Origin of the sequence: Streptomyces viridosporus, from assembly GCF_002078235.1 — a bacterium.
Lineage (GTDB): Bacteria > Actinomycetota > Actinomycetes > Streptomycetales > Streptomycetaceae > Streptomyces > Streptomyces viridosporus.
The window spans coordinates 19,961-40,698 of record NZ_MSGP01000210.1 but is presented as its reverse complement, the minus strand read 5'-3'; the positions used below and the strand labels follow the sequence as shown (position 1 = coordinate 40,698).

The window sequence follows — 20,738 nt, the reverse complement described above, 5'->3', positions numbered from 1 at the left end:
ACGGCGGCACGACACAGCACCGGGCGACCGTGTTGGCCAGCCGGCTGCCGTGGTCCTCGCGGACGAGGTGGAGGCAGACGTCCACCCCGGACGCGGCTCCGGCGGAGGTCAGGATCCGGCCGTCGTCGACGAAGAGGACGTCCGGGTCGAGTTCGACGTGCGGGTACATGCTCCGGAACAGCCCGGCGAGCTGCCAGTGCGTGGTCGCCCGCCGCCCGTCGAGCAGGCCGGCCGCGGCCAGTACGAAGGCGCCGGTGCAGATGGAGACGATGCGCGCCTCGGGGCGGACGCGCGCCAGGGCCGCCGCCACTCCGTCCGGCAGTCCACCGGTCACCCGGTCGGGTGAAACCGGTGCGATCACGACCGTGTCCGCCGTGGCCAGCACCTCGGGGCCGTGGTCGACGGTGATGCCGAAGTCGGCGTTGCTGCGCACCGGCAGGCCGTCGACGGTGCAGGTCAGCACCTCGTACCGACCGTCGGCGGCACCGAGGATCCGGGCGGGGATGCCCAGCTCGAAGGGGTAGACGCCGTCGAGGGCGAGGACCACGACCCGTTCGGGGCGCCGTGCCGGGCGCTTCGTCCGCTGCATGGCACGATCCTATCGGATGGTGACCTTCCTGCCACTGTCCGATCGGCGGGCGGTCCGGCAGGCTGAACGGCATGAGCAACGACAACACGATGCGAGCCATCGGCCAGGACGTCCTCGGCGGTCCCGAGGTGCTGAAGGAAGTGCGGCTCCCGCGTCCGGCTCCGCGCCCGAACGAGATCCTGGTCCGGGTGCGGGCCGCCGGGGTCAACCCCACCGACTGGAAGCACCGCGAGACGGGCGGCTTCCTCGGCGAACCGCCGTTCGTGCTCGGCTGGGACGTCTCCGGAGTGGTGGAGGAGGTGGGCATCGGTGTCGCCCTGTTCCAGCCCGGCGACGAGGTCTTCGGCATGCTGCCCTACCCGTTCGGCCACGGCTCGCACGCCGAGTACGTGACCGCCCCGGCCCGCGCCTTCGCCCGGAAGCCGGCCGGTGTCGACCACATCCGAGCCGGCGCGCTCCCGCTGGTCTCGCTCACCGCCTGGCAGGCCCTGGTGGAGCGGGCCGACCTGCGGCCGGGACAACGGGTGCTGGTCCACGCGGCGGCCGGCGGGGTCGGGCACGTGGCCGTGCAGATCGCGAAGGCGCGCGGCGCGTACGTGATCGGTACGGCGAGCGCGGGCAAGCACGACTTCCTGCGCGGCATCGGCGTGGACGAGCCGGTCGACTACCGGGAGACGGACTTCGCCGAGACGGTGAAGGACGTCGACGTCGTACTGGACACGATCGGTGGCGACTACGCGCTGCGCTCCCTGCGCGTGCTGCGCCCGGGCGGGATCGTGGTGTCGATCCTGCCGGTGGGGTCCCCGGAGTTCCACGAGGAGGCCGAGCGGCTCGGGGTCCGGGCGGTGCGGATGCTGGTGGACGCCGACCACACCGGTATGCAGGCGATCGCCGAACTGGTCGAGGCGGGCAAGCTGCGCGCCACGATCGCCGACACGTTCCCCCTCGCCGACGCCGCCGAGGCCCACCGCCGGGGCGATACCGGCCGGACCACGGGGAAGCTGGTCCTGGTCGTCGACTGACCGTCCTCCGGGAGCGCGCACGGGCGGGGTTCGACCGCCCGTGCGCGTGACCGCGCCGTGCGCACCTTCCGCAAGAACCTGGAAAGAACTCGGTCGCAATTCGAAGACATATGTCAATCGAACATGCTCAAATTCAGTCGATCGAGGGTAACTTGCAGGGCGGGGAACGGTGTTGGAGCCGGTCCCGCCCCGTGCACGGAGCAGGCTGGAGGCGATGGCGTCGTGCGGTACGAACCTGCACCGCTGACCCGGCATCTGCGCGTCCACCAGGACCGGGGACACACGGTGCTGGAGTTCCGCGGTGAGATCGACATCGCCGCGGCCGAGGAGATCGTCCCGCACCTGGACGCGGCGACGGCGGCCCCGGACGCCCGGATCGTGATCGACCTGACCCGGGTCGAGTTCTTCGACTGCTCCGGTCTGCGCCTGCTGTTCCGTGCCCGGCACCGGGTCCTGGCCGGCCACGGCCGGCTGCACCTGGTCTGCGCCCATCCGCTGACCCTGCGCATGCTGCGGATCACCGACCTGGCCCGTCTGCTCCCCCCGCACCCGACCCTGGACGCCGCCCTGGCCCAGCCCGGGGCCGCGTCGGGCCCGGTGTGACGGCCGGGAACCCTGCCCGGCGGGCAGCGCGGCGAACGGGGCCCTGACGGACCCACCGTGGTGGAGGCACCGCACCACCCCGGCGGACACGGGGCGGTGGCCGGGATCCGCAGCTTCTCCGGCCGCGAACAGGCCGTGCGCGCATGCGCCTCCTCGTGCTTCCGGCGACGCCGTCCGTTCGTCAACGGCCTTGTCTGCACCGCTCATTGAGGGGCATCCGGACAGGAGGAAGGAGGGCTGCCGCCATGACGACCCCCGCCAAGCGCCTCCCCGCCCGCGTACCGGGCTGGGGGAAGGCGCTGATCGCGACGGTGCTGCTGCTCGCCGTGCTGTTCGCCGGAATCCGGCTGAGCGTGCTGCCGGGCCTGAAGGACCTCTTCGGCACGGAGACCCACGACCGCTCCGGCCCCGCGCTGCTGGAGTCCATCCAGGACATCAGCCGTTACGACGCGGCCTCGGGGAACTTCCAGGTCGTGGTGGACCTGGAGAAGGACGCCAAGTTCCTGCCCGACGCGATCCGCGGCAGCCGAACCCTGTACGTGGGCGCGGGCACCGTGGACGCCTACGTCGACCTCGGCGGGCTGGGCGAGGACGACGTGCGGGTCGACGACGACCGTACGTCCGCCGTACTGCGGCTGCCCCACGCCCGTCTGGACACCCCGGCGCTGGACCCCGAACGCTCCTACGCCGTCTCCAAGCAGCGCGGGCTGCTCGACCGCATCGGCGACCTCTTCTCGGACAACCCGGGCAGCGAACAGGCCGTGCAGAAGCTCGCGGTGCGGCACATCGGCGACGCGGCGAAGGAGAGCGGGCTGACCGCCCGGGCCGAGACCAACACCACGGAGATGCTCGAGGGCCTGCTGCGCTCCCTGGGGTTCGAAGAGGTGCGGGTCACCTACGGCGACTGACCGGCTGGCCGACTTGTCACACGAGGAAGTAGAAGACTGGAGGATCCCATGGCCCGTGCCGCCCCACGTCCGCGCTCCCTGGCGCACCGGCGTCCCGCCCCGCCCGGGCGCGGGGCCGGGGAGGAGAGCGAGCGGCGTCCGCTCCCGCTGCCCCTGAGACTGCTGGCGATGCTGTGCGCCTTCGCGGTCATGGTCGTCTTCGCGGTGGTCCTGGCCCGGCTCACGCTGCAGCCCTCCCCCGCCTCGGAGGCGCTGACCCACACCAATCTGCACCCGGGCCGCTCGCTGCGGGCCTACCTCGACCAGCCCGCGCTGCGCGACGCCGTGCGCCAGGTGGGCGGCAACATTCTGCTCGGGGTGCCCTTCGGCGTCCTCGTGCCGGTCGTCGCACCGCGGACCCGCGGGTTCCTGCGGGTCCTCCTGCTGACCGCCGTCGTGATGCTGCTGGTGGAGTCCGCGCAGGGCGCCCTGGTGACGGGGCGTGCCTTCGACGTCGACGACGTCATCCTGAACACCTCCGGGGCGCTGATCGGCTACCTGCTCGTGGGGCGCCGGCTGAGCCGGGCCGTGCACGCGCGGAGGCCGAAGGAATGACCGCGGGCCGGTGCACGCCGCCGTCCCGTACCGCGCGGTACGGGACGGCGGGCGACCGCCCGAGGCCGTGTCCGGGGGACCAGGCCGGACGCGGTCTAGCGCACGGTCCAGGTGAACTTGTCCCCGCCCACCCAGCGGACCACGTCCGGGTCGTCCAGGTCGTGCACCGTGATCCCGAACGCGGCGGCGGCCTGCAGCACATCGGTGACGGCCTTGGCCTCGCCGACCACCTGTCCGTCGATCTCCACGATCCGGAACGGCGGCCTCCCAGGTTGTACCCCGAGCACCATGATCCGCGGGTACGACAGGTGCGGGCTCGCGCTTTCGGTCATGCTTCGAGGGTAGAGCGGGGGCCGCGGGGCCGCGCGAACACGGCGTCCACGCCCCGGGCCGCGCCGCCGGCCCGCCCCCTCAGGGCCGCCGCCAGTCGTCGCTCGTCAGGTGCGAGCCGGCCTGCGGCCCCATCCTGAGCATGCCGCCGTCCACGCTCCAGGACGCGCCGGTGACGTACGAGGAGTCCGGTCCGGCGAGGAAGGCGATGACGGCCGCGACCTCCCGCGCGTCCCCGGGCCGCCCGAGCGGGACGCCGGGACGGCTCTCGGTGTGCGGGTCGGTGTCCTCCTGGCCGGTCATGGGCGTGGCGATCTCGCCCGGGGCGACCGCGTTGACGGTGATGCCGTGCTCGGCGAGCTCCAGCGCCATCACCTGGGTGAGCAGCCCCAGACCGCCCTTGGCCGCGCAGTACGGCGCGGCGCCCACCCGGGGCTGGTGCTCGTGGACGGAGGTGACGTTGACGATGCGGCCTCCGTCGCCCTGCCGGATCATGCGCCGTGCCGCCTTCTGCCCGCACAGGAACGGGCCGATCAGGTCGACGTCGAGGACCTCCTGGACCTTCGCCGGCTCCAGTTCGAGGAAGGGCGTCATCGTGCCCGTGCCGGCGTTGTTGACCAGCACGTCGATACGGCCCAGCCGCTCGCCCAGCTCGTCCACGGCGTCCGCGGCCCCGGGCAGCCGGGTGAGGTCCATCTGCGCCACCTCCGCCCGCCGTCCGTGCGCCCTGACCTCCTCGGCCGTCCGCTCGGCGCCCTCGCGGTCGCTGTGCCAGGTGATGCCGACGTCCATGCCCGCGGCGGCCAGGCGTACGGCGGTGGCCCGGCCGATGCCGGAGTCGGCGCCGGTGATCACGGCGGCCCTGCTGCGGGGAGTGGCGGGTGCGGGCATGCGGTCCTCCTGGTCGGCACGGGACGGAACGACGCATCGCAGTACCCGGGCGCGTACCGGGCAAACCGCGCTCGGGCCGTACGGCCGTACGTTCCCCGGGGAACCCCGGGACGAGGCGGCGGCGAGGAGCCCGTCGGGGCGGCGGGCCGGGAGCGGGCGGTGCCCTCCGGCGTGGGCGGCGGCCGGAGTGGTACTCGTACGGCCCACCGGGAGACGAAAGGACCACAGATGGAACGGGCTGCCGTGTTCGACGTCGACGGCACTCTCGTCGACACCAACCACCTGCACGTGACGGCGTGGTGGGAGGCCTTCCGGCAGGCGGGCCACCGGGTGCCCATGCACGCCGTCCACCGGGCCGTGGGCCTGCCCTCCTCCGACCTCGTCGCCCGTCTGCTGGGCGAGGACCGGGACAAGGACCGCGACGGGGAGCTGAGCGCCGCGCACAAGGCACTGTACGGGCAGTACTTCGACCGGCTGCCCGCGCTGCCGGACGCCGGCCGGCTGCTCGGCCGGCTGCACCGGGACGGCTGGCGGGTCGTGCTCGCCACCTCGGCCAGCGGTGCCGAGCTGAGCGCGCTGCGCCGGGCGATCGACGCGGACGAGGCGATCACCGCCACCGCGAGCGCCGACGACGTCGAGGAGGGCAAACCCGCGGCGGAGCCCGTCGAGCACGCCCTGGAGCTCGCCGGAGTGTCCGCGGAGCACGCGGTGTTCGTCGGCGACACCGTGTGGGACATGCGGGCGGGCAGCCGCGCCGGGGTGCGCTGCGTGGGCGTGCTGTGCGGCGGCATTCCGCGCGCCGACCTGGTGGAGGCCGGCGCGGACACGGTCTACGACGACCCGGCCCATCTGCTGGCGTCCCTGCCGGACAGCCCCCTGGCGTGAGGCCGACGGAACGTGGATCACGGGGCATGAGGCCCCGCACGACCGGGATACCCGCAGCGCATGACGTATGTGAGGGATGAGATGCGGCCGGGGGACGCCACCGGGCGGGCGGCCCCGGTGTCACGGGTGGCGGACGCCGTACGGCGGGACGCGCTGGCCTTCGGCCGGGCGGCGCGCGCCGCCTGGAAGGGGCCCGGGCGGGAGCGGGACCTGCTCGTCCAGTCGCTGAAGGCCGCCGCGGCGGCCCTGCTCGCCTGGCTGGTGGCGCAGGTCTGGCTCGGCGACCCGATGGCCCTGATGGCGCCCTGGGTGGCGCTGGTCCTGGTCCAGGCCACCGTGTACAGCTCCCTGGTGCAGGCGGCGCGCCAGTTCGCCGCGATCTGCATCGGGGCCCTGGTCGCCTCGGGAGCCCAGGCCGTCACCGACGACACGACGGGCGCCCTGGCCGTGTCCGTGCCGGTGCTGATGCTGCTGTCGAACTGGCCCCGCTTCGGCGACCAGGGCATCTACGCCGCCACCACGGCGGTGTTCACGATCGCCTCGGGAACGGTGAGCGCCGTCGCCGTGGGACACCGGCTGGGGCAGGCGGCGCTCGGCGCCCTCATCGGCGTGGCCGTCAACGCGCTCGTCCTGCCGCCGATCCATCTGCGCGACGTGCGGGAGAACCTGGCGGCACTCGCCCGGGAGGCGGGTGACGTCCTGCGGGACGTCGCCGAGGACCTGCGCGGGGGCGAGTGGGACGCGCAGACCGCCGCCGACCGGCTCGGCGCCTCGATACGCCTGCAGCACCGCGTGGAGGCGTTGCGCTCGGCACGCGGCTGGAGCAAGGAGAGCCTGCGGCTGACGTCGGGCGCGCTGCGCGCCCTGCACCGGGCGCCGACCGCGGCCCTGCCGCCGGAGGACGAGGACGAGCGGTTCGGCCGCGTCACCGGGCACGTCACGGCGCTCACCCGCACCCTGGCGGTGGCCGCCGACGAGAACCGCACCCCCACCCCGCCCGACGCGGCCGTCCTGCGCTGCTACGCCGAACTGCTGGACCTGCTCGGCGACACCTGCCACGCGGAGGCCGACCGCCTGCTGGACGGCGGCGGGCCGCCGGACCCCCGCCTGGACGAGCGGACCGAGGCGGTGATGCGGGAGCTCCACGAGAAGGTCCAGGAGGGGCTGCGCGAACAGGCCGGACGGAGCGGGCCGGGCGCCGCGCGGACGGCCGTCCTGGGCACGCTGCTGCTCCAGGCGGAGAACCTCTGGGCCGAGCTCGACCCCGACCCGCGGGACGAGTGACGCACATCACCCCAAAAGGGGCCGAACCGTGGAACACCCGGGGGTGGTCCCCCGTTGAACAAGCCGTGGGTGCGGATGGGACAGTGTCCCCGGGCCTCACCTTTCGCCCACAGGGAAGATCGTTCGGCTGAAGCCCTGTGGAGCCTTTCGCCGAGAGGCGACCGCCATCCGCACCCACCCCATGACCGCCCCGGCCGTGATCCCCCCGTCACGGCCGGGGCTTCCTTTTTGCGCCGCGGCGGGAGGGGTACCCGGTGCGCTCCGCCGAAGCACGCGGCCGAGAGGAGCACGAGGTGAGCAGCGGAACGGGCATGAGGGTCGTCGTCACGGGCGCCACCGGCAACGTCGGGACCAGCGTGGTGCGCGTGCTCTCGGAGGATCCGGAGATCGGGTCGATACGGGGGCTGGCCCGGCGGATCCCCGAGTGGTCGCCACCGAGGACGGAGTGGTCGGCGGTGGATCTGGCCTCGCGGCGGTTCGACCTCGTCGAGGAGTTCGCGGGCGCCGACGCGGTGATCCACCTCGCCTGGGCGTTCCAGCCGACGCACGATCCGGCGACCACCTGGCGCACCAATGTGCTCGGCAGCATCCGGGTGTTCGACGCGGTGGCGGAGGCACGGGTGCCCGCGCTGGTGCACGCCTCGTCGGTCGGGGCGTACTCGCCCGGCCCGAAGGACCACGCGGTGACCGAGTCGTGGCCGACGCACGGCTGGCCGGACGCCGCGTACTGCCGCGAGAAGGCCTATCTGGAACGGGCCCTGGACACGTTCGAGCGCGACCACCCGGAAACGCGGGTGGTACGGATGCGGCCCGCGTTCCTCCTCAAGCGGGAGTCGGCGAGCGAGCAGCGCCGTATCTTCGGCGGGCGTTTCCTGCCGGGCCCGCTGGCGCGGCCCGACCTGCTGCCCTTCCTCCCCGACGTCCCGGGGCTGCGGGTGCAGGCGCTGCACACCGACGACGCGGCGGAGGCCTACCGGCTGGCGGTGCTGTCCCCCGGCGCCCGGGACGCCTACAACCTCGCCGCCGACCCGCCGGTCGACGCGGAACTGCTCGGCGAGATGCTCGGCACCCGCCGTGTCAGGCTGCCGCGCACCGCGGCCCGCTCGGCGATCGCCGCCGCCTGGGGGCTGCATCTGCTGCCCGCCTCCCCGCACCTGTTCGACGCCGTGCTGCGGCTGCCGCTGATGGACTCCACGCGTGCGCGCACCGAACTGGGCTGGCAGCCCACGCGTACGGCCACCGAGGTGGTGGAGGAGTTCCTGCAGGGCGTGCGGGAGGGCGCGGGGGCACCCACGGAGCCGATGCGCGGGCGCAAGGTGGGCTGACGCCCCGGCTCCGTGGCCCTCCCGTCGGCCGGATCATGCCGACGACTCGTCCGGTACGGGCTGCTCCGGGTTGCCGGAGGCCGAGTGCGGGGCTCCCCGCCGGCCCGTGCCGGCCTCGTCGGTGTCGGGGACGTCGGTGTCGGGGACGTCGGACTCCGACGACTCCGACGGCTCGGCGGGCTCGCCGGACGCCTTCTCGCTCTCCCGTTCCGCGGCGGCGGGCGCGACCTCCCAGGGGTCCTCGCCGGCGCCGGCCTGCTGGTCGGGCAGGTCGCGGGGGATGCCCGCGCCGTTCTCGCCCGGTCCTTCGAGGCGGTGATCGGTCACGGCGACTCCCTTCGTTCGTACGCGTCGCGCGTAGGCGGCCATGGCGAGTACCTCCCCCCGTGACCGGCGAAACCTCAGCGCGGCACCCGCTCCTGGAGTGCCGTGCGCCAGGCGGGTGGCGGGGACTCGGGGTCCGGGTCGGGGCGCCGTCCGCCCCGGGCGAAGAAGTCGGCGAGCGGCAGGATCGCGGCGCCGACGGTCACCGCGTCGGGCCCCAGGCGGCCCAGCTCGATCGTCACCTTCCCGGCCGGGTGGCGCAGCGCGTACGACAGGGCGTGCCTGCGCACGGCGGGCAGGAAGCGGGAGCCGAGCTGGAGGCCGGCCCAGCCGCCCATGAGGATGCGCTCCGGCTGGAAGAGGTTGATCAGGTCGGACAGGCCCGCCCCCAGGTACTCGGCGGTCTCCTCCAGCACGGCGAGGGCGACCGGATCGGCGGCGGTGCCGTCCGGCGGGTAGGCGGCGGCGAGCATCGCGGTCAGCGCCGTCTCCTCGTCGGCGGCCCCGGGCACGCTGCCGCCCTCCTCGCGCCACCGGGCGAGCAGCGACTCGGCACCGGCGTACGCCTCCAGGCAGCCGAGCGCACCGCACCGGCAGCGGCGCCCGCGCACGCGCACGGTCAGGTGTCCCCATTCGACCGCCCGGCCGTGTTCCGCCTCGGGGGTGACGAGGCAGGCGCCGACGCCGGAGCCGAAGAGCACCACGAGGGCGTTGCGGGCGCCGCGTCCGGCACCGAACCACATCTCGGCCTGGCCGAGGGTCTTGGCCCCGTTGTCGATGAAGTAGGGCACCGTGCCCGGCAGCGGGGATCCGTCGCGCAGCAGGGACTCCAGGGGGATCGCGTCCCAGCCGATGGTCTGCCCGTGCACGACGGCGCCCCGGTCGCAGGTGCGCTCGACGATGCCGGGGACACCGATGCCGACGCCGAGGAGCCGCTCGGGGGCGAGGCCGGCGGCGGCGAGCACCTCGGCGATGCCGGAGCGGATGTGGTCGACGATGACCTCGACCTCGTAGCGCTGCTGCTCCAGCGGGCGCTCGGTGCGGGCGAGTTCGGTGAGGGTCAGGTCGAACAGTTCGACGCGCACCCGCGTCTCGCCCACGTCGACGCCGATCATGTGGCCGCTCTCCGGCGCCACCCGCAGCAGGGTGCGGGGACGTCCGCCGTCGGAGTCGACGCTGCCGGCCTCCTCGACCAGGCCGTCGGCGACGAGGTCGGCGACGACGTTGCTCACGGACCCGGAGCTGAGCCCGGTCGCCGGACCGAGCTCGAAGCGGCTGAGCGGGCCGTCGAAGTAGAGCCGCTGCAGCACGGCCGTACGGTTGGCCCGTCTGAGGTCGCGCACCGTGCGCCCGCTCCGCCCCGCCATGTGGCTCCTTCCGAAACCCTGTCCGACCTGCAACATACCGTCGCGGACCGATCGGGCGCGACTTCCCTCCCCACTTATTTCACGATGTGAACTAACAGGGCTCGCCCCTGTCGCCCCACGCGGTCCCGGATTCCGGGGCGGCGGTGCCGAGGATGTCGCCCGGCCACCGCCGGCACGCTCCGGGCCCGCGCCCGATGGTCACCCCTCACCGGCACCCCTCCCCCTCGGTCGCTGCGCTCCGGGGCGCGGAAGGCACCCTACGCCCGCGGTGCGGGGCCCCCGGAAAACCGCTGGCCCCCCTTCTCGCGAAAAATCTACTCTGGCCGGAAACCTGGATCCCTCAGGTTGTGCAGGACCATGCCGGGAGTACCCATGAAACCGCTGACCGAGCGGGACATCCGTTCCTCGTTCATCAACTGCTCGAAGGGCGAGGCCAAGCGCCTGGCCGTCCCGCGTGATCCGGGTGAGCTCCCCTGGGAGGATCTGGACTTCCTGGGCTGGCGTGATCCGGGCGCGCCCGACCGGAGCTATCTCGTCACCGAGCGCGGGGACCGCCTCGTCGGGGTGGCCATGCGGTTCCAGCCCGGCCGCCGCGGCTTCCTGCACCGCAGCATGTGCTCGCTGTGCCTGACGACCCATCCGCGCGGCGGCGTCTCGCTGATGACCGCCCGCAAGGCGGGCCCGGCCGGCCGCGAGGGCAACTCGGTCGGCGCCTACATGTGCACCGACCTCGCCTGCTCCCTCTACCTGCGCGGCAAGAAGGTCCCGGAGACCGGGGCCCGCTTCGAGGAGAGCCTCACCCTGGAGGAGCAGATCGCCCGCATGCGGGACAACCTGTTCGCCTTCCTCGACAAGCTGTAGGCCCGCCCGGTGCCGCCGGAAGGGCCCTAGCGGTCCAGCATCCGGGCGGCCCGCACCTCGTGGAGGTGGATCAGGACGTCGTGGCCGCGGGCCAGGGCGACCTCGTAGGGGCCGTCCGGGTAGTCGGTGCCTATCCGCCGGGTCGGCCGGGCCCGGCCCAGCCACGCGTCGGCCGGTGCGCCGACGGTCCGCAGGTCGACCGCGTAGGCGCGATGACGGACCCGGTCGAGGAGGTGCTCGTTGCTCCCCGGGCCCGCGGGCCCCAGGGTCCAGCGCCGGACGGCGCCGTCCGGACCGGTGGCGTTGAACGAGCCCCGGCCGAAGGACAGACCGACGCTGACGTAGCCCGGGCCGAGGCGGTCGCGCAGGTACGCGCCCTGCACCTTCGGGTAGTGGACGGGGTCGGCCGACACGTAGCCGAGGTGGTCGTTGTGCGCGGACACCACGGCCTTGGTGCCGGTGTGCCGCTGCCACCAGACGACGTTGGCGGCCATGGCCTCGTCCCGGTGGCGCATGGCCTCGGCGACCTGCTCGGGCGAGGTGAAGTCGAAGGCGTACTGGCGGGCGGTGCGGTCGATCGCCCGCGCGTGCTGCACCGCCCAGGCGTGCGCCTCCCGGTCCTCCCCCGGCCCCCGTGCCCGCAGCAGCCGCAGCGCCTCGCCCGTGCGGTCCGCCTTCTCCCGGCGTTCGGCGTACGGCTCGTCCAGGTACCGCTCGATGTACTCCCCGGTGGCCACGTCCGGCCGCAGCCCCCGGTACAGCTCGGCGAAGCGGGCCGAGAGCCCCGGATGGTGCTCGGCCACGTGCGCGGTGACCCGGTCGTACAGTTCGGGTCCGGTCCAGGCGGTGTCGTCGCCCACGAACCGCACGGGATCGTCGGGGTGGCGCACGTTGTACGCGCGCATCCACTCGATGAGCCGCAGGTGGTCCGTGGTGTTCCACCAGCGGTAGTCCCGCTGGAACTCCTCGCGCATGATGCGCCGGGGGTCCCCCTCGCCGTGCACGACGTACGCGTCGAGGCGCAGGCCGGTGCTCCAGGGCGCCTCCAGGACGAAGGTGCGGAACCCCTTCTCCTCGACGAGCCGGCGGAAGACCCTGTCCTTGAGGGCGAAGAAGTCGTGTGAGCCGTGGGTGGCCTCGCCCAGGCCGACCACGCGCGCGTCGCCGACCATGCGGTCGAGCGGGCGCAGGTCGCGGGTGTCGCCGCCCGGCTCGACGGAGCGCAGCGGGTGCGCGGCGCGGTCGAGCGCGGCGACGACCGCCGGGGGCGCCTCCTCGCCGGGGGCGGCACGGGCGGACGCCACCGCGGGAGGGGGCGGCGCCGTGGCGCCGGACGGCGCTCCGGGAGCGGCCGCGGCGCCCGCCGTCACCGCGCCGAGCGCGGCACAGGTGAGGAACAGGGCCGGAACGGTTCGGGTCCGGTGTCGTTTCATGGGGCAAGGCTTTCCTGCCGCGCCGCCCCGCACCATCCGGCCCGCCTCAGTCCTCACCTGCGGAGAACCACGGGGTGCCCCGGGGGTTTTCCGCAGGGGCGGCGCGGATCCCCGGCCCCTCCCGGCTGTCCTCCGGCCGACTATCTTCGGCCACAAAAACGTTCGATGCGCCCGGGGAGGGGGAACCGTCCGGGGATGCAAGAGGTACGTGAGTGGACGGCGGCGGCCGTACGGTTCGTCAAACGGCGCAGGGACCCGGTGGTCGTGCAGACGCTGCGCTCGACCGCCGCGGCGACGGTCTCCTACGTGATCGCGGTGCGGCTGAGCCCGGAGGCCGCCCCGCTCACCGCGCCCCTGACCGCGCTGCTGGTCGTCCAGGTCACCCTGTACTCCACGCTCACCACCGGGGTGCGGCGGGTGAACGCCGTGGTGACCGGCGTCATCGTGGCCATCCTCTTCAGTCTCCTGGTGGGTCTGACCTGGTGGAGCCTGGGCCTGCTCATCCTGGCGTCGCTCCTGGTGGGCCGTCTCGTGCGGGTGGACGAGTTCGTTCCCGAGGTGGCGATCAGCGCGATGCTGGTGCTCGGGGTGACCGCCCACGGGGACCTCGCCTGGGCCCGGATCGTGGAGACGCTGATCGGAGCGATCGTCGGCATGGCGTTCAACCTGCTGCTGGCCCCGCCGGTCTGGGTGGAGGAGGCCGGTGAGTCGATCGGGGAACTGGCGCGGCGGATGAGGCAGTTGATGCTGCGGATCGGCGAGGAGGCGGCGGGCCGCCCGCCCTCGGAGCGGGCGACGGAGCGCCTGTACGAGGCCCGTCGCCTGGACCACGACATCAGCGAGGTGGACGCGGACCTCAGGCAGGCGGAGGACAGTCTGCGGCTCAATCCGCGGGTGCGCGAGGGCCTGCTGCACCGGGTGGTGCTGCGCACCGGGCTGGACACCCTGGAGATCTGCACGGTGGTGCTGCGGGTGCTGGCGCGCTCGCTGACCGACCTGACCAAGGAGCGCGAGCCGGAGCGGCTGTTCGAGCCGGAGACGGGCGCCGTCTTCGAGCAGCTGCTGTCCGAGGTGGCCGACGCCGTGGTCAGCTACTCGGTGCTGGTGACCACCAGCGTGAGCACGAGCGCCGAATCGGCGGAGGAGCGGCTCACCTCCGAGCTGCGGCAGGCCGGCGCCACCCGCGACAAACTGGCCCAGCTCCTCCTCGAGGACGTCCGGCGCTCCCCCCGCCAGTGGCAGCTGTACGGCGCGGTGCTGACCGAGATCAACCGCATCCTGGACGAGATGGACACCGAGCACCGCTCGCGCCGTCTGCTGGAGGAACTGGACCGCCACACCCGCGAGCAGCGCGAGCGGCGGCCCCGGCTCACCCGGCTGCTGGACCGGCTGCGCGCGTCGAAACGGCCGCGCCGCAAGCGCCGCGACGCCTCCCGTCGTTCTCCGTGACGGAGCCGGCCGGGGGCCGGGGCGGAGGGCGACCGGTGGCCCGCGGGCGCGCCCCCTGCTTGCGTCCGGTGGGTGATCGACGCCAGGGTGGCCGGACGACCGGACGCGCGACGACCCGAGGTGCGTGGATGAGCAGGGCCGACTGGAGCAGGCGCCGTTTCGTCGGTGCCCTCGCGGGAACGGCCGCCGCGGCGGCGCTCCCCGCGTGCGACGAGGACACGCCGACGGATCCACCGGCGGACCCACCGACGGACCCGAGGGCGACGGGGACGAGCACGGGCCCGCAGCGCGGGAGCGAACCGCCCTCCGGGCCGCGGCCGCTCTACCTCGGCACCTACACCTCGGCCGACGGCGGCGGCAAGGGCATCGCAACGGCCACGTACGACAGCGCGACGGGGCGGATCGAGGGAACCGGCGTCCTCACCGGCGTCGGCGACCCGTCGTATCTCGCGGTGCACCCCGACGGCCGGACGCTGTACGCGGTGAACGAGCGCGAGGACGGCGCGGTGACCGCCGTCCGGCTGTCCGACCGGAGGGTCCTGGGCAGCCGGAGCACCGGCGGCGCGGGCCCCTGCCACCTGTCGGTGCATCCGGGCGGCCGCTGGCTGCTGAGCGCGCACTACGGCTCGGGGAGCGTGGCCGTGCACCCCATCGACGCCTCGGGGGCGCTCGAGGAGCGCACCGAGCTGGTCACCCACTCCGCCCCGCCGCCCGGGCCGGGGCAACAGGGCCCGCACGCCCACCAGTTCGTCACCGGCCCGGACGGAGGGCACGTCCTCGCCGTCGACCTGGGCACGGACACCGTCTACACGTACCGGCTCGACGAGGAGGCCGGCACGCTCACCGAGGCGGCACGGGCGAGCACCCGGCCCGGCGCCGGTCCGCGCCACCTCACCTTCCACCCCGGGGGCCGGTACGCCTACCTCGCCAACGAGGTCGACGACACCGTCGCGGTGTGCGCGTACGATCCCGGCTCGGGACGGCTGAGGATCGGCGAGGCGCAGTCCACGGGCACGGGTTCCGCCGTCAGTCACCCGGCGCAGATCCTGGTGACCGGGAACGGCCGGTACGCCTATCTCGCCAACCGCGGTCACAACAGCCTCACCCGTTACGCCGTCGAGGCGGACGGCGCCCGGCTGAGGCTGCTGGACACCGTGCCGGTGGGCGGTGACTTCCCGCGCCAGATCGCCTTCTCCCCCGACGGCGCGCTGCTGTTCGCGGCGAACCAGAGGTCGGGCACCGTCAGCGTGTTCCACGTGGACGAGGACGGCGGTGGGCTGAGGTCCGCGGGCGAGCCGTTCGCCTCACCCGTCGCGGTCTGCGCGCTGCCGCTGTAGGGGGCGGGGGCAGGACGCGGCGCTCGCCCGGGAGAGCAGCACGTGCATGCGTTCGGTGAGTTCGGCGACGTCGTCGGCGGGCGCGTGGAACGGCAGCCGTACGTCGCCGTCGGCGCGGACGCGTTCGATGCGCAGCGTCAGTCCGTGCCGGTCGACGGCGAGCGGCCGGACGCGGACCGCGCCCTGCAGGCTGCCGGGGTCGACCAGGCGGGTCAGCCGTTCGACCGCGTCGGCGTGGCAGTCGGCGAGATGGGTCAGCAGCCGGGCCTCGACGGCGGCGAGGGGGTCGGGGACGGTCGCGGCGAACTCGCCGGGGTCGACCGTCACCGCGCCGGACGGCCGGCGCAGCACCACCCGCGTGGGCCGGAGGAGGAGGTGGCCGTCCCGGACGGAGAACCAGCCGGCGAGCCACAGCCGGGCGCGGATCCTGTTGCGGACCGGGACGGGGGCGACGTCGGCGAACTCCAGCACGGCGGACGGTTCGCCGCGGGGCGCGCAGAGCGCGGCGGCGAGCAGAGCGCTGTCCTCGGGCACGTGCAGCAGCACGCGTCCGTCGTCGGTCACGGTGTGCGCGCCGACGAGCTCCTCCCGGGTGCCCTCGGCGGTCACCGCGCAGGACCACGCGGTGGTGAGCACCGAGCGGGCCCGTTCCGCCGCGTCGGGCGCGGCCGTCCGGCTCTGCCTGTCGTCACCCATCCCGAACCTCCTCTTAGGTAAGCCTTGCCTAACTTATCGGAGATCGAGGTGCGCGCCAACCGGGTGACGTGATCTGTACGAGACCTTTCGGTCAGTCCGCGAGAACGCCCAGCAGGGCGCGGGCGCACAGGTCGCGCACCTGCTCCCGCTCCAGCGTCGGGCCGCGCAGCCACTCCAGGCAGACGGCGGTGGTGAAGGCCAGCCAGCCGCGCACGGCGAGGCGGGTGTCCGGCCGCGCCCCGAGGGCCGGGCCGAACTCGGGGTCCTCGGCCAGGGCCGCCAGGATCTGCCGCTCCTGCGCGGCGAGCGCCCGCCGGTAGAGCCGGCGCACCTCCCGGTCCCCCGCCGCGTCGGCGCGGTGGAGGGCGCGGTAGCCGTGCGCGTGGGCCTCGACGTACGACAGGTAGGCGTCCAGACCCGCCGCGAGCCGTTCGCGCACCGGGACGCCGGGGACCCCCGCCGTCATGCGCAGCATCCGCTCGCTCTCGCGCTCCACGACCGCCGCGAAGAAGTCCCGTTTGGTCGGGAAGTAGTGGTAGAGCAGCCCCCGCGAGACCCCGGCGATCTCGGCGACCCGCTCGATCCACACGTCGTCGTAGGGGCTCTCCGAGAACAGCCGCGCACCGACCGACAGAAGCTGCTCCCTGCGCTCCCCGGTGCTGAGCCGACGGCGTGTGCGCCCGCCCTGGTTCACGGCCATCCCCGCACTGTACTTGACGCCGGTTCAGCGGCGGGACCAGACTGGGTCGCCTTATTGAACCCACATACAACACGTCGCAATCGCTCGCCGGACCGAAGGGGATCGCGCCATGGCGGAGACGACGACACCCGGCGGGCCGCCGACGGGGTTCCGCAGCGCCGAGCTGGGCTGGCCCGAACTGCACCGCATTCCGCACCCGCCGTACCGTCTCCCGCTGGTCGGCGATGTGCTCGGGGCGAGCCGGAGCACGCCCGTGCAGGACTCCCTGAAGTACGCCCGCCGCCTGGGTCCGATCTTCCGGCGGAGCGCCTTCGGCAAGGAGTTCGTGTTCACCTGGGGCGTCGGCCTGGTGACCGACCTCGCCGACGAGACCCGGTTCGCCAAGCACGTCGGGCTGGGCGTCGCCAACCTGCGGCCGCTCGCGGGCGACGGGCTGTTCACCGCCTACAACCACGAGCCCAACTGGCAGCTGGCGCACGACGTGCTGGCCCCCGGCTTCCGCCGTGAGGCCATGGCGGGCTACCACCCGATGATGCTGGACGTGGCGGAGCGGCTGACGGACCACTGGGACCGCGCGGCGGCCGCCGGCCGGACGGTGGACGTGCCCGGTGACATGACCAGGCTGACCCTGGAGACGATCGCGCGCACCGGGTTCGGGCACGACTTCGGATCGTTCGAACGGTCCCGGCCGCACCCCTTCGTGACCGCGATGGTGGGCACCCTGACGTACGCGCAGCGGCTGAACAACGTGCCCGCGCCGCTGGCACCGCTGCTGCTGCGGCGCGCGAACCGCCGCAACACGGCCGACATCGACCGTCTGAACCGCATCGTCGACGAGGTGGTCCGGGCCCGGCGCGCCCACGGCGGCGGGGACGGGGACCTCCTGGACCGGATGCTGGACACCGCCCACCCGGAGACCGGCGAGCGGCTCTCGCCCGAGAACGTCCGGCGCCAGGTCATCACCTTCCTGGTCGCGGGTCACGAGACCACCTCGGGCGCCCTCTCCTTCGCCCTGCACTACCTCTCCCGGCACCCGGACGTCGCGGCCCGCGCCCGCGACGAGGTGGACCGCGTCTGGGGCACCGCGGCGGCGCCCGGCTACGAGCAGGTGGCCAGGCTGCGCTACGTCCGCCGGGTGCTGGACGAGTCGCTGCGGCTGTGGCCGACGGCGCCCGCCTTCGCCCGGGAGGCCGTCCGGGACACGGTGCTGGCCGGGGAGCACCCGATGCGGCGCGGCGCGTGGACGCTGGTGCTGACGCCGATGCTGCACCGGGACCCCGAGGTGTGGGGCGCGGACGCCGAGCGGTTCGACCCGGACCGCTTCGACGCCCGGGCGGTGCGGTCCCGCCCGCCGCACGTCTTCAAGCCGTTCGGGACGGGGGCACGGGCGTGCATCGGGCGGCAGTTCGCCCTGCACGAGGCGACCCTGGTGCTCGGGCTGCTGCTGCGCCGCTACGAGCTGCGCCCCGACCCGGGCTACCGGCTGCGCGTGACCGAGCGGCTCACGCTGATGCCCCAGGGGCTGCGGCTGCGCCCGGAGCGGCGCACGGCGCCCGCCGTGCCCCGGACCCGCCGGGCGGACGGCGACGCCGCGTCAGCCGCCCGCCGTCCAGTGCGCGGGGCGGGCGAGTGACTCCGGCAGCCTCGTACCGGCGCTCCCCCGGGCCGCGTCGAGCTGGGGCTGGGTGAGGAAGAACGCCCCGGTCAGGTCGGCGTCCGTGAGGTCGGCCCCCCGCAGATCGGCACCGATCAGGTCGGCGCCCCGCAGATCGGCTCCGGTGAGGTCGGCGGCGATGAGGTAGGCGCCGCGCAGACTGACCCCGCGCAGATCGGCGCCCTTGAGCCGGGCGCCCATCAGGTCGGCGTTCCGGCGGTCCCGGCGGCGCCCGCGCACCCCCGCCCGGGCCAGCTCGCTGGCCTTCAGCAGCAGTGCGCCGACCTCCTGCCGGTGGGCGGCCACGTCCAGCGCGGCCAGTTCCCCGGGGGTCCGCCGGGTGAACCGCTCGGTCTTCTCCAGCGCCCGGCGCAGTCCGGCGTGCACCGGACGGGCCGCGGGCAGGGTCAGCGCCTCGGTGAGGTACCACAGCAGCTCGTGCAACTGCCGTACGACCGGGAACACCTCGAACATCGCCCGGGCCCGCTCCGGCGGGCCGGCGCGCCAGTCCCGGCCGCCGAAGGTGACCTGCGAGACCTTCTGCCCCGCGCCGAAGCAGTCGTAGACCGTGCAGCCGGTGAAGCCCTCCTGCCTCAGGCGGGCGTGGATGCCGCACCGGTGGTCGTCCCGCAGGTTCCGGCACGGCGTCCCGGCGCCCTTGTCCACCGCGAAGTCGGCCGAGGCCGTGAACGGCAGGGCCACGCAGCACAGTCCGAAGCACCGTGCGCAGTCGCCGCGCAGTTCCGCCCGGTCGGCCCGCTGTTCCCGCTGTTCCCGCTGTTCCCGCATGGCGTTCAGCATACGGAACGGGAGGTCGGCGCCGGTTCGCCGCCCGGGTTCACGCCTCGTCGTCCGGCACCTCCAGGCGGGCCAGCCGCTCCGGGTCGGCCAGGATGTACAGGCCGGTGATGCGGCCGTCGGTGACGGTGACGGACATGACCGACCGGATGCGGCCCTCGACCACGCTGACCAGGCCGATCGCGTCGTTGACCAGGGCCATCCGCGCCGCCGCGGTGTACCGGGCGAACAGGAGCGCCGACTCGGCCACCGGCTTCGCTCCCCGGAGCGTCCTGGACCCGGCCGCGCCGCGGACCAGGGCGCCCGCGTCGGCCCGCAGGGCCACGTCCGGGTGGAGGACGGCGACCAGCGCCTCGAAGTCGCCGCCGCGTGCGGCGGCCATGAAGGCGTCGAGCGCCTCCCTCTGCCGGCCGGGGTCGGGCTCGGACGCGGGGGTGGCGTCCCGGACCCGTCGGCGGGCCCGGCCGGCGAGCTGCCGGGTGGCGGCCGCGGTGCGTCCCACGACCGGCGCGATGTCGTCGAAGGGCACGGCGAACATGTCGTGCAGGACGAACGCGAGCCGCTCGTCGGGCGCCAGCCGGTCCAGGACCACCAGCAGGGCCACGCCCACCGAGTCGGCGCGCAGCGCCTCCTGTTCCGGGTCGGTCCGGGGCAGGGGCCTGATCACCGGGTCGGGGACGAAGGTCTCGTCCATCGACTGCTCGCGGCGCGCGGTGCGCGACCGCAGCAGGTCCAGGCAGATGCGGCCGGTCACCGTGGTCAGCCAGCCGCCGAAATTGCCGATCTCTCCGGAGTCCGTCCGGCCCAGTCTCAGCCAGGCCTCCTGGACGGCGTCCTCCGCCTCGGTCAGCGATCCGAGCATGCGGTAGGCGACGGCCCGGAGATGGCCGCGGTGCTCCTCGAAGCGCTCCGCCAGCAGTTCCTCGTCGTTCACGCCGTCGCCCGGGGGAACAGCTCGAAGGCGACCGCGGGCCGGCCGCCGAACCGCCTGCCCGTCTCCTCGGCGCTCCGTGTCAGGAGGCCGCGCGCGTAGGCCTCCGGGTCCTCGTCGGTCAGCGCCTCGATGTAGGTCCGGTGCGCGAGCAGGGAGCGCACCGCCCGCTCCAGCCCGTCCGCGGCGTCCACGGCGTGCGTGGGCGTGTCGGACCCGGCGACGGCGACCCAGCGGACCCCGTCCCACGGTTCGAGGCCCTGCTCGGTCAGCTCCGGGAAGATCCAGCGGTTGCCGGCGTCACCGGCCGCGTCGAGCACGGCACGGCCGACGGCCACGTGGTCGGGGGTGTTCCAGTAGGTGCCGTCCCAGGTGTCCCGGTGGTTCAGGGTGATCACCAGTTCGGGGCGGTGGCGGCGGATCGCGGCGGCGATGTCCCGGCGCAGGGCGGGGCCGTACTCGATCACCCCGTCCCGGTGGTCCAGGAACTCCACCGCCGACACGCCGACCACCGCCGCGCTCGCGATCTGCTCCCGCTCCCTGAGCGGGCCGCACTCCGCCGGTGCCAGGGGGGCGATGCCCGCCTCGCCGCGGGTCGCCAGGACGTAGGCGACCTCGCGGCCGGCGTCGGTCCAGGAGGCGACCGCCGCCGAGCAGCCGTACTCGAGGTCGTCCGGGTGGGCCACCACGGCCAGGGCGCGCTGCCAGTCGTCGGGCATCGGCGGGAGTTGACTGATCGTCGGCTCGGTCATGCCCG

22 protein-coding genes are annotated in these 20,738 nt (G+C 74.3%); 11 read left to right on the top strand and 11 right to left on the bottom strand.

All coding sequences use genetic code 11. From position 1 onward, the window contains the following. On the bottom strand, positions 1-589 hold a 589-nt coding region (locus tag B7L92_RS15590), incomplete at its 3' end, for a GlxA family transcriptional regulator (RefSeq protein WP_143626330.1). Positions 590-660: 71 nt separating this feature from the next. Here B7L92_RS15590 and B7L92_RS15585 point away from each other — a divergent pair. The 4 genes from B7L92_RS15585 to B7L92_RS15570 all read left to right on the top strand — a co-directional run bounded on the left by B7L92_RS15585 (position 661) and on the right by B7L92_RS15570 (position 3,716). Then, a complete protein-coding gene (locus B7L92_RS15585; RefSeq protein WP_081238194.1) occupies positions 661-1,611 on the top strand; it encodes an NADP-dependent oxidoreductase in 951 nt (316 codons plus the stop codon). Between the two features lie 222 nt (positions 1,612-1,833). After that, a complete protein-coding gene (locus B7L92_RS15580) occupies positions 1,834-2,214 on the top strand; it encodes an anti-sigma factor antagonist (RefSeq protein ID WP_107501498.1) in 381 nt (126 codons plus the stop codon). 245 nt (positions 2,215-2,459) lie between these two features. Further along, a complete protein-coding gene (locus B7L92_RS15575; protein WP_081238192.1) occupies positions 2,460-3,122 on the top strand; it encodes a DUF4230 domain-containing protein in 663 nt (220 codons plus the stop codon). Between the two features lie 48 nt (positions 3,123-3,170). Beyond that, the gene (locus tag B7L92_RS15570; RefSeq protein WP_081238191.1) at positions 3,171-3,716 is read left to right on the top strand and encodes a VanZ family protein; all 546 of its coding nucleotides are present in this window, start codon (positions 3,171-3,173) and stop codon (positions 3,714-3,716) included. Positions 3,717-3,811: 95 nt separating this feature from the next. Here B7L92_RS15570 and B7L92_RS15565 read toward each other — a convergent pair whose 3' ends face one another. Together B7L92_RS15565 and B7L92_RS15560 are read right to left on the bottom strand one after the other, a co-directional pair. Further along, positions 3,812-4,048, bottom strand: a complete 237-nt coding sequence (locus tag B7L92_RS15565; protein WP_004979480.1) for a hypothetical protein — start codon at positions 4,046-4,048, stop codon at positions 3,812-3,814. 79 nt (positions 4,049-4,127) lie between these two features. Continuing rightward, the gene (locus B7L92_RS15560) at positions 4,128-4,937 is read right to left on the bottom strand and encodes an SDR family oxidoreductase (protein ID WP_081238190.1); all 810 of its coding nucleotides are present in this window, start codon (positions 4,935-4,937) and stop codon (positions 4,128-4,130) included. Positions 4,938-5,165: 228 nt separating this feature from the next. Here B7L92_RS15560 and B7L92_RS15555 point away from each other — a divergent pair, with 228 nt between their 5' ends. From B7L92_RS15555 to B7L92_RS15545, 3 genes are all read left to right on the top strand, one after another. Next, positions 5,166-5,822 (top strand): HAD family hydrolase, encoded by a 657-nt coding sequence (locus B7L92_RS15555; protein WP_081238189.1) that lies wholly within the window; start codon positions 5,166-5,168, stop codon positions 5,820-5,822. Positions 5,823-5,882: 60 nt separating this feature from the next. Beyond that, the gene (locus tag B7L92_RS15550; RefSeq protein WP_438363996.1) at positions 5,883-7,106 is read left to right on the top strand and encodes an FUSC family protein; all 1,224 of its coding nucleotides are present in this window, start codon (positions 5,883-5,885) and stop codon (positions 7,104-7,106) included. 293 nt (positions 7,107-7,399) lie between these two features. Beyond that, positions 7,400-8,431 (top strand): SDR family oxidoreductase, encoded by a 1,032-nt coding sequence (locus tag B7L92_RS15545; RefSeq protein WP_081238188.1) that lies wholly within the window; start codon positions 7,400-7,402, stop codon positions 8,429-8,431. A gap of 33 nt (positions 8,432-8,464) precedes the next feature. On the opposite strand, the gene B7L92_RS15540 is transcribed toward B7L92_RS15545, so the two are convergent. Together B7L92_RS15540 and B7L92_RS15535 are read right to left on the bottom strand one after the other, a co-directional pair. Beyond that, a complete protein-coding gene (locus tag B7L92_RS15540) occupies positions 8,465-8,758 on the bottom strand; it encodes a hypothetical protein (RefSeq protein ID WP_081238186.1) in 294 nt (97 codons plus the stop codon). 74 nt (positions 8,759-8,832) lie between these two features. After that, positions 8,833-10,122 carry an ROK family transcriptional regulator gene (locus B7L92_RS15535; protein WP_081238185.1) on the bottom strand — a complete coding sequence of 430 codons (1,290 nt, stop codon included), beginning with the start codon at positions 10,120-10,122 and terminating at the stop codon, positions 8,833-8,835. A 372-nt stretch (positions 10,123-10,494) separates the two neighbouring features. Here B7L92_RS15535 and B7L92_RS15530 point away from each other — a divergent pair, with 372 nt between their 5' ends. Continuing rightward, positions 10,495-10,983 carry an FBP domain-containing protein gene (locus B7L92_RS15530; protein ID WP_081238183.1) on the top strand — a complete coding sequence of 163 codons (489 nt, stop codon included), beginning with the start codon at positions 10,495-10,497 and terminating at the stop codon, positions 10,981-10,983. Between the two features lie 26 nt (positions 10,984-11,009). Here B7L92_RS15530 and B7L92_RS15525 read toward each other — a convergent pair whose 3' ends face one another. Then, positions 11,010-12,416: an erythromycin esterase family protein gene (locus B7L92_RS15525; RefSeq protein ID WP_081238181.1), complete on the bottom strand. Its 1,407-nt coding sequence runs from the start codon at positions 12,414-12,416 to the stop codon at positions 11,010-11,012. 195 nt (positions 12,417-12,611) lie between these two features. Here B7L92_RS15525 and B7L92_RS15520 point away from each other — a divergent pair, with 195 nt between their 5' ends. Further along, complete coding sequence (locus tag B7L92_RS15520) at positions 12,612-13,865, top strand: FUSC family protein (RefSeq protein WP_081238179.1); 1,254 nt, start codon at positions 12,612-12,614, stop codon at positions 13,863-13,865. 128 nt (positions 13,866-13,993) lie between these two features. Next, positions 13,994-15,202, top strand: coding sequence for a lactonase family protein (locus tag B7L92_RS15515; protein WP_081238177.1), 1,209 nt, complete (start codon positions 13,994-13,996; stop codon positions 15,200-15,202). Here B7L92_RS15515 and B7L92_RS15510 read toward each other — a convergent pair. Together B7L92_RS15510 and B7L92_RS15505 are read right to left on the bottom strand one after the other, a co-directional pair. Then, positions 15,170-15,898 carry a DUF2470 domain-containing protein gene (locus B7L92_RS15510; RefSeq protein ID WP_081238175.1) on the bottom strand — a complete coding sequence of 243 codons (729 nt, stop codon included), beginning with the start codon at positions 15,896-15,898 and terminating at the stop codon, positions 15,170-15,172. The genes B7L92_RS15515 and B7L92_RS15510 overlap by 33 nt on opposite strands. Positions 15,899-15,989: 91 nt before the next feature. Continuing rightward, positions 15,990-16,598, bottom strand: a complete 609-nt coding sequence (locus B7L92_RS15505; protein WP_081238173.1) for a TetR/AcrR family transcriptional regulator — start codon at positions 16,596-16,598, stop codon at positions 15,990-15,992. Positions 16,599-16,707: 109 nt separating this feature from the next. Between B7L92_RS15505 and B7L92_RS15500 the strand changes: the two genes are divergently transcribed. Beyond that, a complete protein-coding gene (locus B7L92_RS15500; RefSeq protein ID WP_081238171.1) occupies positions 16,708-18,231 on the top strand; it encodes a cytochrome P450 in 1,524 nt (507 codons plus the stop codon). On the opposite strand, the gene B7L92_RS15495 is transcribed toward B7L92_RS15500, so the two are convergent. From B7L92_RS15495 to B7L92_RS15485, 3 genes are read right to left on the bottom strand one after another with little or no spacing between them, the layout of a single operon-like run. Then, entirely contained in the window at positions 18,193-19,041 is an 849-nt protein-coding gene (locus B7L92_RS15495) for a pentapeptide repeat-containing protein (protein WP_107501499.1), read from the bottom strand. The two genes, B7L92_RS15500 and B7L92_RS15495, sit on opposite strands and share 39 nt — an antisense overlap. A 49-nt stretch (positions 19,042-19,090) precedes the next feature. After that, complete coding sequence (gene sigJ, locus B7L92_RS15490) at positions 19,091-19,984, bottom strand: RNA polymerase sigma factor SigJ (protein WP_081238167.1); 894 nt, start codon at positions 19,982-19,984, stop codon at positions 19,091-19,093. Then, entirely contained in the window at positions 19,981-20,733 is a 753-nt protein-coding gene (locus B7L92_RS15485) for a PIG-L deacetylase family protein (protein WP_081238165.1), read from the bottom strand. Before B7L92_RS15485 ends, sigJ begins: the two co-directional genes overlap by 4 nt. Positions 20,734-20,738 lie beyond the last annotated feature (5 nt).